The organism is Shewanella sp. SR1 (assembly GCF_020447145.1).
Taxonomy (GTDB): domain Bacteria; phylum Pseudomonadota; class Gammaproteobacteria; order Enterobacterales; family Shewanellaceae; genus Shewanella; species Shewanella baltica.
In genome coordinates, this window is record NZ_JAJAEF010000006.1 from 35,236 (window position 1) to 52,882 (window position 17,647).

The 17,647-nt window shown below is 39.3% G+C and carries 13 protein-coding genes; 1 reads left to right on the forward strand and 12 read right to left on the reverse strand.

From position 1 onward, the window contains the following. Positions 1-31: 31 nt before the first annotated feature. The 12 genes from KV201_RS07100 to rfaH form a co-directional block, all read right to left on the reverse strand. Positions 32-1,273: a glycosyltransferase gene (locus KV201_RS07100; protein ID WP_226058921.1), complete on the reverse strand. Its 1,242-nt coding sequence runs from the start codon at positions 1,271-1,273 to the stop codon at positions 32-34. A gap of 1 nt (position 1,274) precedes the next feature. Then, positions 1,275-2,372, reverse strand: coding sequence for a UDP-galactopyranose mutase (gene glf, locus KV201_RS07105; protein ID WP_226058922.1), 1,098 nt, complete (start codon positions 2,370-2,372; stop codon positions 1,275-1,277). Next, the gene (locus KV201_RS07110; RefSeq protein WP_226058923.1) at positions 2,362-3,621 is read right to left on the reverse strand and encodes a flippase; all 1,260 of its coding nucleotides are present in this window, start codon (positions 3,619-3,621) and stop codon (positions 2,362-2,364) included. The genes glf and KV201_RS07110 overlap by 11 nt, the downstream gene beginning before the upstream one ends. Positions 3,622-3,623: 2 nt before the next feature. Next, positions 3,624-4,175, reverse strand: a complete 552-nt coding sequence (gene rfbC, locus KV201_RS07115) for a dTDP-4-dehydrorhamnose 3,5-epimerase (RefSeq protein ID WP_226058924.1) — start codon at positions 4,173-4,175, stop codon at positions 3,624-3,626. Positions 4,176-4,289: 114 nt separating this feature from the next. Further along, on the reverse strand, positions 4,290-5,165 hold the full coding sequence (rfbD, locus tag KV201_RS07120; RefSeq protein ID WP_226058925.1) for a dTDP-4-dehydrorhamnose reductase: 876 nt from the start codon (positions 5,163-5,165) through the stop codon (positions 4,290-4,292). A gap of 87 nt (positions 5,166-5,252) precedes the next feature. Continuing rightward, complete coding sequence (gene rfbA, locus KV201_RS07125; RefSeq protein ID WP_226058926.1) at positions 5,253-6,113, reverse strand: glucose-1-phosphate thymidylyltransferase RfbA; 861 nt, start codon at positions 6,111-6,113, stop codon at positions 5,253-5,255. Between the two features lie 75 nt (positions 6,114-6,188). Further along, positions 6,189-7,292, reverse strand: coding sequence for a dTDP-glucose 4,6-dehydratase (gene rfbB / locus KV201_RS07130; RefSeq protein WP_226058927.1), 1,104 nt, complete (start codon positions 7,290-7,292; stop codon positions 6,189-6,191). Beyond that, entirely contained in the window at positions 7,289-8,413 is a 1,125-nt protein-coding gene (gene wecB / locus KV201_RS07135; RefSeq protein WP_226058928.1) for a non-hydrolyzing UDP-N-acetylglucosamine 2-epimerase, read from the reverse strand. Before wecB ends, rfbB begins: the two co-directional genes overlap by 4 nt. 181 nt (positions 8,414-8,594) lie before the next feature. Next, positions 8,595-9,851 (reverse strand): hypothetical protein, encoded by a 1,257-nt coding sequence (locus tag KV201_RS07140; protein WP_226058929.1) that lies wholly within the window; start codon positions 9,849-9,851, stop codon positions 8,595-8,597. Positions 9,852-10,322: 471 nt separating this feature from the next. After that, positions 10,323-11,291: a Wzz/FepE/Etk N-terminal domain-containing protein gene (locus KV201_RS07145; protein ID WP_226058930.1), complete on the reverse strand. Its 969-nt coding sequence runs from the start codon at positions 11,289-11,291 to the stop codon at positions 10,323-10,325. A 203-nt stretch (positions 11,292-11,494) separates the two neighbouring features. Next, on the reverse strand, positions 11,495-14,263 hold the full coding sequence (locus tag KV201_RS07150) for an SLBB domain-containing protein (RefSeq protein WP_226058931.1): 2,769 nt from the start codon (positions 14,261-14,263) through the stop codon (positions 11,495-11,497). A 797-nt stretch (positions 14,264-15,060) separates the two neighbouring features. Further along, positions 15,061-15,567: a transcription/translation regulatory transformer protein RfaH gene (gene rfaH, locus KV201_RS07155; RefSeq protein WP_226058932.1), complete on the reverse strand. Its 507-nt coding sequence runs from the start codon at positions 15,565-15,567 to the stop codon at positions 15,061-15,063. Between the two features lie 474 nt (positions 15,568-16,041). On the opposite strand from rfaH, the gene KV201_RS07160 reads away from it, so the two are divergent. Beyond that, complete coding sequence (locus tag KV201_RS07160; RefSeq protein WP_012587236.1) at positions 16,042-17,547, forward strand: peptide MFS transporter; 1,506 nt, start codon at positions 16,042-16,044, stop codon at positions 17,545-17,547. The last annotated feature ends 100 nt before the right edge of the window (positions 17,548-17,647 follow it).

Below are 17,647 nucleotides of genomic sequence, written 5' to 3' on the forward strand. Positions count from 1 at the left end.
CTCCCAAAAGCTCTCACTATTTAAATTATAATCAACCGATATTTTGGTAAAGACTCATAATTTCTTTGTTATGTGCACTAATAGTCTTAGTAGACTTAACGTTGGAAGTAAGTTTCTGTAATTTTTCTCCGAAATTGTCAGAGTTCATAACAGAAACAATTTTTTCAAAATTAGAAAAATCTTTATCAATAACAAGTCCATTGAGATCATTTTCTACAAAATCTGGAATTCCTCCCATTTCAGTACATAAAACAGGAATGCCATTATTCAAAAATTCAAATACAACTTGTGGTGCATTATCTTCCCATATGGGTAATACCAAACCTAAGTCAACTTTTTCTAATATACTTGCTAGTTCATCTTGTTTATATTTCCCTTTATATGTAATTACATCAATTGTTTCTATTGTAGGGATATAAACATCATCAATTAAGCCATAAAGTTCAATTTTGTATTTTGATTTATCTAAAAATTGAGCTAGCTTTAAAATAACTTCAGCCCCTTTATACTTACTAAAACTTCCAATAAAACCTAATACAATTCTCCCACCGGGTATAAACTTCTTTTTTAACGGAGTATTTGCGGTAACATTCCCAATATGATTGACAATAAAATTGTCATTATCAATTCCATTACTTAAGTATATTTCTTTTACTCTATTTGATACGGAAATCAACAAGTCTACTGATGCCAATCTATCTCGAATATAATCAAAATCTTTCTCATTTTTGCTATGAGTAAAAAATTTAACAATTCCGTTTTTTACTCGTTGATTTAGCTTACCCAATAGATGCCTTGTATAAATATTTGTTTCTAACTTTGAGATGCAAGAGTTGCAATTCTTACCAAAGTTAGAGTTAAGACACAATTCATCCTTATTATTCATCATTGTAATTCTTTTGCAGATATATGAATAATCATGAAGACTCACAACAACCTTACACTTTCTCCTTGCCAACTCCAATATTGACCATGGCAGGTCAATCATCATATGAACATGAATAATATCTGGATTAATATCATCTAGGATGATTTCTAACTTTTCATAGTCAGAATTATCTAAACATGAATTTAAATGAAATGGCTTTAACCTATTATAAGTTCTAATAACATTGAAATTAAAACACTCCAACTCTTCAACTTTACTTGATGAGTCAATAACATAAACATCATGACCATACTCAGCTAACTCACTAGATAATGCTCTAACATAATTTGTTATCCCACCATTATGTGAAATCTTATAGCCACTGCAGATTTGAACTATCTTCATATCACTCATGCACCTCAACACAATTAAGAGCAGACCGAATCACTTGATGCATATCGTAATATTTATATTCAGCCAAACGACCACCAAATATTATGTTATGTTCTTGTTTTGCGAGTTGACGATATTGCTTGAAAAGTGTCATATTTTTATCATCATTAACTGGATAGTATGGCTCATCACCTAACTTCCACTCCATAGGATACTCTTTAGTAACTACGGTGTGGTCAGCCTCAACAGGATCAAAATGTTTATGTTCAATGATACGAGTGAATGGCACTTCAGCTTCTGTATAGTTAACTACAGCGTTACCTTGATAACTGTCAACATCAATTCGTTCATGTTCAAAACGCAAAGAACGATATTCAAGCTGCCCGTAACAATAATTAAAGTACTCATCTATGGGACCAGTATAGATAATATCTTCAGCCAAAGAACGATAATAATCGCGCTGAGCTAAATAGTCCACACCCAACTTAACCTCGATTCCAGCAAGCAATTTTTCAATTAACTTTGTATATCCGCCAATTGGAATACCCTGATATTTATCTGAAAAATAATTGTTATCAAAGGTAAATCGCACGGGTAAACGTCGGATAATAAAGGCTGGTAATTCTGTTGCCTTACGTCCCCATTGTTTTTCAGTGTAGCCCTTAATCAGCTTTTCATAAATATCTCGGCCCACTAAAGAGATAGCCTGCTCTTCAAGGTTAGTTGGTTCTTTACCTGACATTTCAGCTTTTTGTTCATCAATCTTGGCCATTGCCTCTGCTGGCGTCTTCACCCCCCAAAGCTGATAAAAGGTGTTCATGTTAAATGGCAAATTATATAACTTGCCATCATGCATAGCCAAGGGGGAGTTGGTAAAGCGATTAAATTCGACAAATGAATTCACATAATCCCAGATATCTTTATCATTGGTATGAAATATATGTGCGCCATATTTGTGTACCTGAATGCCATCTTGATCTTCGGTATATACATTACCACCGATATGATCACGCTTTTCAAGCACTAAAACACGTTTACCTTTTTTATGCAGCTCATGGGCACATACTGCGCCAAACAAACCCGCACCTACGATTACATAATCATACTTCATTCAAATTACCTTTAAATAGAGGGATTTTTTTCTTGATGATCACCACTATCATTATAGTGGTAACAATAATCTCTGTTAGCAACACCGATGTTGCCGCACCAACTTCCGCATAAAAATACGTCAATGGTAAGATCAAAATGACGTTAATTATGCCTGCCGTCATTAATATTTTGCTAAAAATTGCTTTATACCCTAATACCAGCAGTGTTTGCATTCCGAATACATTGCTTAACCCAATAACAAATGGCAGCCATGCCATTAGCATTAACACAGGGACTGCTGCATCATATTGCTCACCATAAGCGAGAGAAATCAACAATGGTGCGGTCATAAACATTACAAGACTCAAAACGAAGGTAAATATTCCCTGCCATTTCAAAATTTCACGAATAAGCAAAAAACCTTCTCGTTTACTTTTTGCCATAGTCGCATTGACTCGTGGATACAATGCTTGAAAAAATGGAGTGATTAATCCAAGCATAGCCAGGCGCAACTTATCTGCTGCGACAAAATAACCGACGGCAATTGGACCGCTGATAAAACCTAAGATAACCGTTGTGCTGGTTGTATATAAACTAATTGCCGCAGTGGATATAAATATATGCCAACCATCACGCAACATTTCGGCTAAATCTGTTAATGTTGGTTTATACCAGACCACCCATCTTTGCAGCCAAACAAAATAGAGGCTAATGCAACCGGCTAAAATTGTCGTCAAACTGGTAATAAGTGCAGCCACATATGCGTGCTCAGGTTTATTGACAAATATAAAAATCAATGGAATCGCTAATAAACGGGCTGTGATATTGGATATGGCAATCCAGCCCATTTTTTCTTTACCTTGAAAAAGCCAAGTTGGGAATAATACGTTACCCAAAACCATTAATAAGCCAGAGTAAATTATTATCGATACATCATTGAGCTTTGGCACCCAATAAATGGCCGCACTCACTACTAGCAGACTAAACAATGCCATACCCGCTTTGCAACCAAGTACATTCCAGAATAATTTGCTAACTTTCTGCTTGTCACCACGATGAACGGCTATTTGCTGCGTTGCTGACAAGTTAAAGCCATAATCGGTTAGCATGCAGCAATATTGCACAATGGCCAAAGCAAAACCCAACGAACCATAACCAATAGGGTCGAGCACACGCACCAAATAAGGCAAGGTAATCAATGGGATAAGGTAATTCACTCCTTGAATACCAAATAACGATGCAATATTTTTAAACAGCGTTTTATCCAATTTTATGCAACACCTTTATTGATATAATCGGATAATGCCAAGCCTTGCTGATCTTTGCCAGAAAGCAACACATCCTTAGTAGGCCAAGCAATATTAACTTCGGTATCATTCCATGCTAAACAGCCCTCATTCTGCGGCGCATAGTAGTTAGTGGTCTTATACAAAAACTCTGCAGTCTCGCTTAAGGTGATAAAGCCATGCGCAAATCCCTCTGGAATCCAAAATTGGCGCTTATTTTCTGCAGAAAGATGAACTCCCACCCACTGACCAAAGGTTGGCGAGCTTTTACGGATATCCACAGCCACATCGAACACCTCACCCACCACACAGCGCACTAATTTACCTTGTGCATAAGGCGGCAGTTGATAATGCAGGCCGCGCAAGACTCCTTTGCTCGATTTTGAATGATTATCTTGGACAAAATTGACTGGATAGCCGACTGCAGCTTCAAATAACTGTTGGTTAAAACTCTCAAAAAAGAAACCGCGTTCATCGCCAAAAACTTTGGGTTCAATAATTTTTACGTCAGGGATCTTAGTGTCAATGATGTTCATGTTTTTCTCGAGATTTATGAGTGTTAAGTTACGGAGTAATAAGTACTGAGTGTTGAATGATGGGGTTTAATTATGAGCTTTAAACTGTTGCCAACAAACATTACGCACAATCTCTCATAAATAACCATTCAAATTATTCAATGCAGCTCGCCAATCACTCGCTTGAATACCAAAGTGTTGTAGAATCTTATTGCAATCCAATTTCGAGTTTTCCGGACGCTTCGCAGGTGTTGGGTACTGTTCACTAGTAATAGCTTTAACATGTATTTCTTTATCGAGTAAAGCTTGTGACTTGGCTTGCTTGAAAATCTCACAAGCAAATTGACACCAGTTTACATGGGACAGGCCTGAGTAATGATAAATACCAAAAGCTTGATTGCCATTGCTTATAGCTTTAGCCATGACGATTAAGGCATTAGCAATATCACCGGCATAGGTGGGACCACCGAACTGGTCGACGACTACGCCAAGCTCATCACGGGTGTGCGCTAAACGCAGCATGGTTTTTACAAAGTTATTGCCTGTTTCGCAAAACACCCAGGCTGTACGCAGGATGATATGTCGCGGGCACGCTGCAGCAACAGCAAGTTCGCCAGCGAGTTTGCTTTTACCATATATTCCTTGCGGTGCAACATCATCAGTTTCAACATACTCACCAACTTTATCGCCTGCAAATACATAGTCAGTTGAAATATGTAGTATGGTTGCACCAACACTATTAGCAGCTTGGGCTAAAAATTGTGGACCATCACGGTTAATGGCATATGAAAGTTCGACTTCTTGCTCTGCTTTATCAACTGCGGTATACGCCGCCGCATTGATTATTGCATCGGGTTTAAAGTCATTGACTAACTTGGCGACAGCTGCACCGTCGGTTATATCTAATTGAGCACGATCAACCGCCAGAAATTCAATCTCTGGGATCAGACTTAATTGCTTAACAAGGCAGCTACCAACTTGACCATTGCTTCCGGTTATAAGGAATTTCATAAGTATTCGATATTAGTTATTAGTTATTAGTTATTGGTTATTGGTTATTGGCGCTTCACTCATCATCAACAATTCACAACTAACCACTCACACTAGTCGTGCCAAATACTGTCCATACTCATTTTTCAGCATCGGCTTAGCAAGTTCATGTAAATCATCACTGGTTAACCAACCATTTCGGTAAGCAATTTCTTCTAAACATGCCACCTTTAATCCTTGGACATGTTCAATTGTTTGCACAAAAGATGAAGCTTCATGCAAACTCTCATGAGTACCTGTATCTAACCAAGCAAAACCACGACCGAGCAGCTCGACATTTAACTCACCAGCTTTGAGATACATCTCATTTAGAGTGGTGATCTCAAGCTCACCACGGTGTGAAGGCTTAACCTGCTTCGCTAATTCCACCACTTTATTGTCGTAAAAATACAGTCCGGTAACCGCATAGTTTGACTTAGGTTTGGTAGGCTTTTCTTCAATAGAAATCGCCTTCATATCTGCATCAAACTCCACGACACCAAAACGTTCAGGGTCTTTCACTTGATATCCAAAAACAGTAGCACCTGTCGGGCGGGTAGCTGCATTTTTAAGAGTCTTGGAAAAAGATTGTCCATAAAAAATATTATCACCAAGCACTAAGCAAACATTTGAATCACCAATAAATTTTTCACCGATGATAAAAGCCTGTGCTAAGCCATCGGGACTGAGTTGTACCGCATATTGCAAGCGAATACCAAAATCAGAACCATCACCTAATAGGCGTTTAAAGCTATCGTTATCTTCAGGAGTGGTAATAATTAATATATCCCGAATGCCAGCTAACATAAGCGTGGATAAAGGATAGTAAATCATCGGCTTATCATAAATTGGCAACAGTTGCTTAGAAACACCACGGGTTAGTGGATATAAACGCGTACCAGAACCGCCGGCTAAAATAATTCCTTTCATTTGAAAATACATTCCTAGATCAATAAGGCTTGAGGTTTGAATAAATAAAAGCAGTTAATAAAGTGATATATGTGATTAGATACCTAAACGCTCTCGCTGATAAGTACCATCTTGGACATGCTTACACCATTCTTGGTTAACTAAATACCACTCAACGGTTTTACGCAGACCGGTTTCAAAGGTTTCTTGTGGCTGCCAATCAAGCTCAGCACTCATTTTGCTCGCATCAATTGCATAACGTCGATCATGGCCAGGTCTATCAGTTACATAGGTAATTTGATCTGCATAAGGAGTAGCTTTAGGGACTAATGAGTCCAATATGCTACAAATGGTTTGAACCACTTCTAAGTTCTGCTTTTCGTTATGGCCACCAATATTGTAAGTTTCACTAATTTTTCCCTCGGTAACTACTTTATAGAGTGCGCGAGCATGGTCTTCGACATATAGCCAATCGCGGATCTGATCGCCTTTACCATAAATAGGTAATGGCTTACCTTCGAGTGCATTGAGAATTACCAATGGGATCAACTTTTCAGGAAAGTGATAAGGACCATAGTTGTTGGAGCAGTTGGTCACAATCGTCGGAAAACCATAGGTACGTAGCCATGCACGTACTAAATGATCGCTTGATGCTTTAGAAGCAGAATAAGGGCTACTAGGCGCATAAGGCGTGCTTTCAGTAAACAGCGGCAAGTGCATCTTACTTGTTATTGGTGAATCGTGATTAGTGTCCACCATGATTTCATCTGGGTGTGGCAAATCACCATATACTTCATCGGTTGAGATATGGTGGAAACGAAAAGCAGACTTTCGCACAGCATCAAGTTGCATCCAGTAGTTGCGAGCCGCTTCGAGTAGCGTGTAAGTACCAACAATATTGGTTTGAATAAAATCTGCAGGGCCGGTAATTGAACGGTCAACATGGGACTCTGCAGCCAAATGCATGACTGCATCTGGTTGGTGTTGTGAAAATACTCTATCCAGTTGCGCGCGGTCACAAATATCGACTTGCTCAAATGCGTAACGTTCACTTGCCACCACGCTTACTAGTGATTCTAAATTGCCTGCATAAGTCAGTTTATCAACGTTAATTACACTATCTTGAGTGTTATTGATGATATGACGAACGACTGCGGAGCCAATAAAACCGGCGCCGCCAGTGACTAGAATTGTCTTCATTTTACTAATATCTCTAAGATTTTTTTACAGGAGTTACCATCCCCATAGGGATTATGGGCAAAACTCATTTCTTTATAGGCATCAACATCATTGAGTAACACAGTAAGCGCTGATACGATTTTATCTACATCTGTTCCCACTAATTTTACCGTTCCTGCTGCTACCGCTTCAGGTCGCTCAGTTCTATCACGCATAACCAATACAGGTTTACCGAGTGATGGAGCCTCTTCTTGAATACCACCTGAGTCTGTCAAGATAATATAGCTGCGCATCATAAGATAAATAAACGACAGGTATTCCTGTGGCTCGATTAAGATGATGTTTTCAATGCCACCTAATATGCGGTTTACCGGCTCACGCACATTAGGGTTTAAGTGCATTGGGTAAAGAATTTGTACCTCGGGATTAGCTTTAGCGGTAATAGCTAAGGCGTCACAAATTCGCTCAAAACCGCCGCCAAAGCTTTCACGGCGATGACCAGTTACTAAAATAAGTTTTTTATTCTCGTCCAAAAAAGGAAACTGTGCTGCAAGGCTATCCTTAAGATCATTATTTTGTTCAATTTTAGCTTTAACCATTAATAATGCATCTATTACAGTATTACCTGTAACGACTACATTTGCTTCAGCATAGTTTTCTTTTAGCAAGTTACCTTTAGAAGTTTCTGTCGGTGCAAAATGATATGTTGCTAAAGCGCCCGTTAATTTTCTATTCGCTTCTTCTGGCCAAGGAGAATAAATATTACCCGTACGTAAACCAGCTTCAACATGACCTACTGCTATTTGTTCGTAATAAGCGGCGAGACTTGAAGCAAAAGTTGTGGCGGTATCACCATGAACGAGGACGACATCAGGTTTAAATTCTTGCAGAACCGGTTTTAACTCAAGCAGAATACGCGAGGTTATATCGTTAAGCGTTTGACCAGCTTTCATTAGATTCAAATCATAATCAGGAGTGATTTCGAATAATGACAAAACTTGATCTAACATTTCACGATGCTGAGCAGTTACGCAGACCTTAGCTTCAAAGCGATCATCTGCGGCTAATGCATGAACAAGAGGAGCCATCTTAATCGCTTCAGGTCTTGTACCAAAAATTGTCAGCACTTTTTTTACTTTCATTATTTTATGCCCTTATCTAAATATAACAATAAAATCATTATTTTTTGGATATACTTAATATTTTTCAATCCCTAGCCTAAATCCCAAACCATAATCCAGACAGGGCAATATCGGCTACAAACAACTACAGGCAACCCATATAAGGCTCGAAAAACCATAAAGTTGAATTTCCATAAAAAAGTTAATTCTGAATAAAATCATATGTGAAAATAAAGGGAACATTACTGTTTTCGGTGAGCCTACTCCATCGTTCATATTCATCGACATCACCAACACCAACATCATGCATATGATTTGTTATATTATCTAGTTCATCCAATTTATTGTAACCCAATATAGCTCTAATTTTACTTACATCTTCACCGTATAAAGTAGAACTAAACACACTATAAATCTGCGATGGTTCCCTTGGTAAGTACATACTGTATTCGATATTATCAAACTGGTAAACATAAGTACCCTGACCTAATACTTGCCAAATTTCATATGGAAAACTTAAGAAATAGGAAATACTTTTTGAGTTATCAGCTATCCAATCATTAACAGCGACTTCGCGCGGATGCCCCTTGAATACAACATTATATTTATCCAAATTAGAGATGCTTTCAATTTTATCTAGTATATTAATTTGATTTACATATGAAACTTTGGGCTCGTCCCTCGTGTAACTTCCAAATAGTACGACCGTATCTTTATCTTCACTATAAGTTATGCTTTTTTCGAAGATCTGCTTACCTACAATAGATTTGCTTATGGCTCCTGTATATATAGCTGCAGATATAAGTCCTCCATCCACTCCCAAAATATCTATCTTCTCTTTCATTTCATTAAAACTCACAAAGTGAAAGCCTATACCTGCTTCAGCCAGTAAGCCTATCCCGCCCTCTTTCATTAGAAGATCTTCTTTTATAGAGTCCCAAACTACATACTCAACTGATTTCACACCATTTTTAATTGCTTGTTGGTAGAAAGTTTTAGCGCTGTCCAATAACTCACCTGAACTTCCTAATGAGGCAGTACCTTCAATAACCACATATATTTCATCAACAATAGAAAACGCTTCATCTGATAATAAACTGTTACGTTCAACATCCATCGAACTAATAAAGAGATTAAACTTTTTGTCATCTGATGAGTTTTCAACAATTAACTGACTAAGTTGTGAGAAATCACTATGCAAATTAGGAACTACTTTTATTTCAGCACCAGATTTCGATGTATAAGTAAATTCTTCTTCATCAGTTCCTATCGCCAATATAGAAACTGCATCATTTGATGAAAATGCGTTAGCTAACATATACGCTCTATCAAAATTACTCTTTGAACCAGAATATATGCTTATAGTCTGATTCAACTCTGTTGTTAATCTTACTTCATCTTTATTGTTACACCCTAAAAGGGTACCTACTGCAATAAAAACACAAATTAACTTTTTCATTTAAAACAACCTCAAGTGATAACTCTACTTAAATTGTAGAGTTTTTAATTTCTCAACTTTCCGCGGGAATCTAAAACCGTACATTACATTATTCAATAGCTGATTTATGGTTCCTAGTGGAGTGCTGTTACCTAATAACTCACACAATAAAGAAATTTAGTCCAATTCCTATTGTTTGGTGATTTATTGTTGTTATTTCAGATTCTCCATCACACTGAGACACTTTTATCCATTTTGAGACAGCTGCATTTCGGAGTTGAATTCGGGTCTAAGTAAGCGCCATCCCTTGTAAACCCTAGGTTTTACTGTTTATCTACTTTTTATTTAAATGTAGAAGTCCCAATAGGCCCTTAAAAAAGGTGCTAAAGTCTAGGACGCTTCGCGGCTAGAGCGGGCTGCGCCCTGCTAGAAAAAGCAGAGTGTCGCTCAATAGCGGCTCCTTCTAGATTCTAGAGCTAGCCTGCGAGCGTCCTATAGCGAAGCGTCCTTTCTCATAAAATGCCTTACGAGCACCAGCATTACCCCTAACATACCGCCAAGCAGTGTACCTAATACGCAAATTAGAGCGCGTTTAGGTTTTGCCTTTTCTTCAGGTATTAATGCAGGGTCAATAGTTTTAAAGACATACTCATCACGCACTTCGGCAAACATGATGGTTTTCGCTTGTTCTTCTACTAGCTTATACAAAATGGTTCGAATATCTGCCACATTAGTTAAAGCAATTTGTTTATTTAAAAACTCACTGCTGCGGTTTGCTTCTGCAACATCACGCTCCTTCATCACTTTATTAATATCTTGTATTAACCAAGCAACCCATTGTTGAGCAACTGATGGTGACAAATGCTCAACTGAAATAGTGACCATTCCAGTTTCTTTGGCTTTATTAACGGCAATAATTTTGCTGAATGCTTTAAATGCCTCCTGCATTGAAGGCTCTGGTTTAAATGGCGCTTTAGCTTCACGTACCCAAGTACTGGTTTTTTCATTGTAAAGTTCAGGATCATAAATTAATTTATCAGCATCCATGTCCCATTTTTCGGCGGCCATTAAATCGGCGAGGATATTGTGTCTCTGAATAAAATCACTGGTAAATTGGCGGGATTTCAATACTTGGATGGCGAGCTCTGTTTTATCCGTACCGCCCTTAGCACCTAAATTTACCCCAGCTAAGCTGGCTAAGCCGCCAAACTGCGATGCTAATCCACTTAAACCACCGCCTTGCTCTTCAGATGCAGGGGCTAATAAAGCTTCGGATTTATAGATATTAGGTTGTTTTATAGCAAAAATAACCGCACCAATTGCGAATACAACTGTAATCGCAATAATTAACCATTTCCCCTGCCAAATAACAGAAAAAAGCTCACGCAAATCAATTTCATCATTAGCAACGGAGACGTGTGAGAAAGTTGCATCTGTTTTGTATTCTGAAATAGTGGACATTAACGAATTGTCTCTCTATGCAAAGTGTAGATGATTAATTACGACTGAATAGATACTTAGGGAAAACGCTTCACCGACGTAAGCCATTTAAGAAGTTGGCATATACTCAAACAAGCCTACTATTTAGCTTCAGGTATTACGTCAGTAAAGCGTTTATTTATCCCACACAAAGCTTAAACCCATTAACTAATACAGATTTAAGCTTACATATTAGATATCGCAGATAATGCGACAGCGGTGTTGTAGATGATCCCTGTAATTTGACTCCATAGACTTAAGCTGTCTTTGTATTCTGTATCCAATGGGACGATTATAGTGTCTCCGGCTTGAAGCTGATCTTCACTGCTAAACCAACTCGAATGACTTGGAATGTATACTGAACCATTAGCTTTAATAACATAAGTTCGTCCTTCATCAGCTCGTTTACGCTCACCACCAGACATAGCCACATATTGTTCTACCGTTAAGCCATCTTTAAAGCGATGAGTAGCAGGATTTTGCACTTCTCCCATAACTGCAAGGGTTTGCTTAGTCGATGGAACATAGAGAATATCAGCATCTTCAAGCTGAAGATCTGCTTGTTCAATACCTAATGAAATCGCAGATAAATCAACAACTAAACGACCAACCGCTTTAATATTTTCTAAATCAGCCAACATCAATTGTGCATCGGCATAATTTACAACAGTCCCATCCTTTGACACTCCTCGCGTAGCGAGGTCTCGACGAAGTTGATCTGCTAGCTTTTTAATTTCAATTTGCTCTTGCTTACGAACTGATTCGCGCACAAATACTGCAGAAGGCAAATAGGCATATTCAGTAAATCCTCCCACTCTGGTGAGCAAGTCATTTAAAGTTTCACCACGGCGAATGTTATAACGTCCAGGGAATTTCACTTCGCCTCTGATTTCTACAACCTTGGTTTCTTGCCAATCCGGTGTTGTCATCACAGTTAACATGTCACGGCCAGTTAACCGAACATTGGCATCATCAATACCCTGCATTGCCTGAGTTAAATCAATATTATGATGTTCAATGCTTGAACCTTTGATATCAGTAAAGGTAGTTGTGAGCTCAGCTCTTGCGGTATAGGCACCTTCTTTTAATCCACCAGCAGCGATTACAAGATCATTTACACGAGCACCTACCGTCAGCGGGTAGACACCAGGCTCTCGTACTTGCCCATCAATCGCAACGATTTGAATACCTGAGCCAGCTCGCCCTTGGCTATTCAATTTAACCATCACAGGGTAGAGTAATTCTTGGCGCCCCATTTGATTACTGAGTTTAAGAAGATCTGTATCTTCAAAAAGATTAGCCAACATTTTATTGACTACGCCTTTTACTACTTCAGCTTCTTCAGCCTCTTCTTTATCCGCGATTACTACACCAGCAAGTTCAGAACGTTGCGTTAAGTTAGACTTATCAAGCTGGACGAATCCAGCTTTGAACAAATCAGAACCTAATAGGTTATTCGTGTTTAAAGACGTAACTTTTTCAACTCGCTCCTTCACAAGCTTATTCAATTCATAACGATTTTGTATATCATCAGAGAAGCTAAAAATAAGAATTTTATCACGAGCATTTAGGCTTAAATTTTGACTAGGTTCTTTTGCTACTATCGCTTTTCCTGGCGAAAATTGATGTACTTCAATATCGCCATACTGATTTACTTCACGAATGACAATAGCGTAATCAAGATCTGCAGAAACCGCTAAGTCGCCCCAAAGTGAAGGCAATACATCACTAATTTTTTGCCCAGCAAACCATTGATATTTTCCAGGTCTAACAACGGCGCCTGCGACTGTAATTGCACTTTCATACTGTTCGGTTGCACTTTTAACTCGAACAACGTCCCCCGCTTTCGCCAAAGTATTTTTGCCTTGCTCAGTCGTCAAATCCACATTAACAATTGTTTTCAATGATTTACTGTTGTAACGTTCTATGGAACTGCTTCTCGGATATGCACCCGCATTCAGCCCAGCAGCCATAGCGATAACATCAGCCATGCTTTCATTATGTTTAAGCTCGTAGATAGCAGGACGTCTTACTTCGCCAGTAACACTGACAAGACCACCAATTGAAGGGATAAATACAACATCACCAGAATGGAGTCGCAAATCACCAGAAGCATCGCCGCGCATTAGCAAATCGTAAAGATCTAAAGTACCAATAAGTTTACCGTTACGCTTTAGTTGAACGTTGCGTAAAGAACCAATCTCATTCACACCACCGGCGACAAACAGAGCCTGTGTTATTGTTGATAAACTAGAAACCGTATATGAACCTGGTTTATAGGCATCGCCAGCAACAAAAATGCGGATAGAACGCAACTCACCCATAGTAATATTAGATTCAATACCTATCATTTGTTGCTTAATTCTTTGCGACAAAGAGTCTCGAAGCTCAGAAAAACTGAGTCCCATTACAGGGATAGGACCTAACTCAGGGAACTGAATAACACCTTCTCGGTTAATAACAAGATCATATTCCTTGTTATCTTTACCATACAGCTGAACTTTGATGTTGTCCCCTGGACCAACAAGATATTCGCCTGGAACTGGAACATCTGATACTGGAGCAAAGGTCGATGGCTCACCAGCAAACATCTCATAACCGAAACGGCGTAATTGACCTTTACTGGAATCTTCAGAGAAATCTAATTCTGATTTAGCAGTTTTTTTACGGTTATCGGTACCTCGCCCATCTTCATCTCTGGCATTATTATCTCTAGCGTTAATATCTCTAGTGCCTACCACTTCAGGATTAGAAAGCTGATTTTGGGCCTGAGTCCCCGTCAGTAGACTCGGATCAATACCATACTGCTTAGCAAGCCTTGCCTGTTCAGATTTTGGTAATTGCTTAAACTGCTCAATCATTTGTGGAGATGGCGTAACGGCATGAGCCTGAACGCCCATCAATATCGTGGCAATAAGGCCTACTATGATGAATTGTTTGATTTGTTGTAACACCAGATATCTCCGATTGGTTGAAAACAAGGCGTCGCAGTGCGACTAAAAACAAAGTACGTCGTTTACACAATATTTCACTTACAAAACGCTTCGATCGCTGGAAAACAAGTTCCAGAAAATCATTCCGCAGCAACAAAGCTCGTCAACTTTAACTGCGGAGCAATACGACTAAGAACCACTGGGGCATTTCAGCCTCTCGTTCGGCCACTAAACCTGCAGCTATTCACGTTTTAGACACACTACCGATCCGCGTGGCGGCCAGAGGCCTTCGGCGTTCGCTTAACGCATGAAACTATTCATTCGATGCCTTTCAGACACGCTACCGCCCATAGATTGCGGCTTCTATATTGCCCTTCGCGATGCGAAATTCTTATTTTTACATACAATTAAAGCTTTACATGTCTACGCTAAATCTATCAAAAGGCTTAAGTGCATAAGACACGCTCGCTATACCAACTCAAACTGACCAACGCTACTGCAGCACTTTGAAGCTTGGTGCACAATTAAAATAAAACCTATTATAGGTCTCATTTTCGAATTCGAGATTTTACTCTAAATATCAAGTTTCAATAGAACACTTAATACTCAAACCGAATACTGCCAAAGAACATTTTAGTCCGTTAAGTTAAAAAATAGGGAAACATCACCCCCATAATTTTAACCACTTGATTTTAAGTGGTTTTAAAGTCAGCTATACGAGCAATATCGCTAATATGAAAATTTCACAGGCTTTTAGAATGGCTAATATCTTACAAAACCATTAGAGCTATTCTTACAAATATGCTTGTATTGGACAATTAAACGCGGACTCGTTTGATGCTTTCCTCAGGTACAGTAACAGTTTTCACTTGACCCATTATGTTAAATAATATGTGACAACGCTTGTTTGGGCATTTTTCTTGAAAAATACCTTCTAGATCAACAAACGGTCCATCTGTAAAACGAATTTTTTCCCCAGTTTTTAGCTCTAATGCTTCGGCTAATACCGTTTGGGCAGGCGTTAATTCTTTCATGCGAATGGCATGGATAACTCTGTCGTCAATGGGCGTCATTTTTTCTTGACAATTAACGATTCGATTTACACCACGAGTAGAGTGGACCTGCCTAACGCTCGTCTGGCTTGGGTCAAAATTGATGAATAAATAGTTAGGAAATAATGGAACACGACTGATCTGTTTACGTCCGCGTTGAGATTTCTCTTCAGAGACCATTGGCAAATACGTCTCTAAATTTTGAAGTGCTAAGTTCTGTTGTGCTCTCGCTTCACTACGAGGCTTACAATACAAAAGGTACCATGCCTTCATACGCTAATCTCACTACCCTATTATAAGTGACGTCCGTTCACGGGCCGCAATCATAGCAAAGATGCTTAAGTCGATGGAAGTAGTTTTTCGCCTATTCCAGCCTCTCGCTCGGTATACATACAATGCCCATATACATTAGTGAAAGCACATCTAAAAACACGGCAACACTATATTGCTGATAATGTCACCACTTAGCTTACCAAAATTGACTTTGGTTGCTTTTAAGGGGTATATAAGGTGGGTTTTAGCGAAAATACTCATTTTACAGCTAAAAACATTACTTTTATTATAAGAACGTAACAATAACCCATACGTAACTAGCAGTTATTCAACAATTAAAGAATGCATTCGTGTTAATTGATTGCTGATTAAACCTGCAGGCGATATTGGGACGAGCAACAACCATTTTTCTGTGGTGACATCATCCTGTTTCAGGGGCCCACAGGCAATCACGAGCTTAAGGTGGAAGACTTCATGAGCGTAGCAAAACCACAAGGAACGATGCTTGGGCATCCTAAGGGATTGTTCCTGCTGTTTACAACAGAACTTTGGGAACGTTTTAGTTATTATGCAATGCGCGCCATTTTGGTACTTTATCTAGTCGATAAAGTGCAGAGTGATGGCGGGCATGGTCTAGGTTGGACTCAAGCAGAAGCATTATCGCTTTACGGTACCTTCACAGGGTTAGTCTACTTAACGCCACTTATCGGCGGATGGTTAGCCGATAACGTACTGGGTCAACGTAAAGCCATTTATTTTGGTGGTGCATTAATGGCTGCGGGTCAATTCTTACTTGCCGCGCCGCACAGTTGGATCCCAGGTTTAGAGACAACTGTATTCTATATTGGTCTGGGTACTCTCATTCTGGGTAACGGTTTATTCAAGCCAAACATCTCCACTATGGTGGGTGATCTCTACGAAGAAGGCGATCACCGTCGTGATGGTGCATTTACCATTTTCTACATGGGCATCAACTTAGGTGCTGCGCTGTCAGGCTTTATTGTGGCTTGGGCTTATACAAGCTTCGGACACGCTACTATCGTTGACGGACAAGAAGTGTTTGTTAACAACTGGCAAGCAGGTTTCTTCTGTGCCGGTGTTGGTATGATTTTCTCTTTAATCATCCAATTTTTGTTCGCGCAGAAGTATTTAGGCGATATCGGAAGAGTGCCAGCCGCTAAGCTTGAAAAGCAAAAAGCTGAAGAGAAAGGCGAAGTACGTAAAGAACCTCTGACCAAAGTTGAACGTGACCGTATTAAAGTCATCATGGTAATGGGTTTGTTCACAATTATATTCTGGGCTGGTTTCGAACAAGCTGGCGGTTTAATGAACTTGTTCACTAACGAGTTCACCGATCGCATGGTCGGTAGCTTTGAAGTCCCAACAACATGGTTCCAATCATTAAACGCTATCTTTATCGTATTATTTGCACCAGTGATTGCTTCTATCTGGATCCGTTTAGGTAAGAATGAACCTAACTCTCCAGTTAAATTTGCGCTTGGTCTGTTCTTACTCGCGATCGGTTTCCTATTCATGATAGGTGCTGTAATGCAAATGGGCGGTGATGCATCGGTTAAATCGAGCATGTGGTGGTTAGTGGGCGCTTATTTCTTCCACACTATGGGTGAGCTTTGCTTATCACCTATCGGTCTGTCTATGGTGACTAAACTGGCTCCACTGCGTATCGCATCTTTGATGATGGGCGCTTGGTTCCTATTCGTTGCTGCCGCCAACAAGATTGGCGGTGTGGTTGGCTCATTCATCGGCCATGGCGGTGCAAAAGAAGAACAACTGGCAAATGCAATGGCGATCTTCTCTGGCATTGCCATCACAGCAGCTCTTTCAGGCATTATCCTGTATTTTATGGCTGATAAATTAGTGGACTGGATGCATGGCGCTGAAAGCAAGCACCAGACTGAAGCTGAAATATTAGAAAGTGAAATTGCTGTAACTGCTGAGCATGAAGCAATAAAACGCTAATTAGCTATTCGACTGTAAAAACAAAAACGCCTTACTAGCAATAGTAAGGCGTTTTTCGTTGTGTCGTGTTTAAACTGAATACTGACTTCATAATTACGTT

What these genes read in the sequence shown, in the direction of transcription:
- KV201_RS07100 (WP_226058921.1), bottom strand. Translation starts at nt 1,273, where the DNA reads ATGAAGATAGTTCAAATCTGCAGTGGCTATAAGATTTCACATAATGGT.
- glf (WP_226058922.1), bottom strand. Translation starts at nt 2,372, where the DNA reads ATGAAGTATGATTATGTAATCGTAGGTGCGGGTTTGTTTGGCGCAGTA.
- rfbC (WP_226058924.1), bottom strand. Translation starts at nt 4,175, where the DNA reads ATGAACATCATTGACACTAAGATCCCTGACGTAAAAATTATTGAACCC.
- rfbD (WP_226058925.1), bottom strand. Translation starts at nt 5,165, where the DNA reads ATGAAATTCCTTATAACCGGAAGCAATGGTCAAGTTGGTAGCTGCCTT.
- rfbA (WP_226058926.1), bottom strand. Translation starts at nt 6,113, where the DNA reads ATGAAAGGAATTATTTTAGCCGGCGGTTCTGGTACGCGTTTATATCCA.
- rfbB (WP_226058927.1), bottom strand. Translation starts at nt 7,292, where the DNA reads ATGAAGACAATTCTAGTCACTGGCGGCGCCGGTTTTATTGGCTCCGCA.
- wecB (WP_226058928.1), bottom strand. Translation starts at nt 8,413, where the DNA reads ATGAAAGTAAAAAAAGTGCTGACAATTTTTGGTACAAGACCTGAAGCG.
- KV201_RS07140 (WP_226058929.1), bottom strand. Translation starts at nt 9,851, where the DNA reads ATGAAAAAGTTAATTTGTGTTTTTATTGCAGTAGGTACCCTTTTAGGG.
- KV201_RS07145 (WP_226058930.1), bottom strand. Translation starts at nt 11,291, where the DNA reads ATGTCCACTATTTCAGAATACAAAACAGATGCAACTTTCTCACACGTC.
- rfaH (WP_226058932.1), bottom strand. Translation starts at nt 15,567, where the DNA reads ATGAAGGCATGGTACCTTTTGTATTGTAAGCCTCGTAGTGAAGCGAGA.
- KV201_RS07160 (WP_012587236.1), top strand. Translation starts at nt 16,042, where the DNA reads ATGAGCGTAGCAAAACCACAAGGAACGATGCTTGGGCATCCTAAGGGA.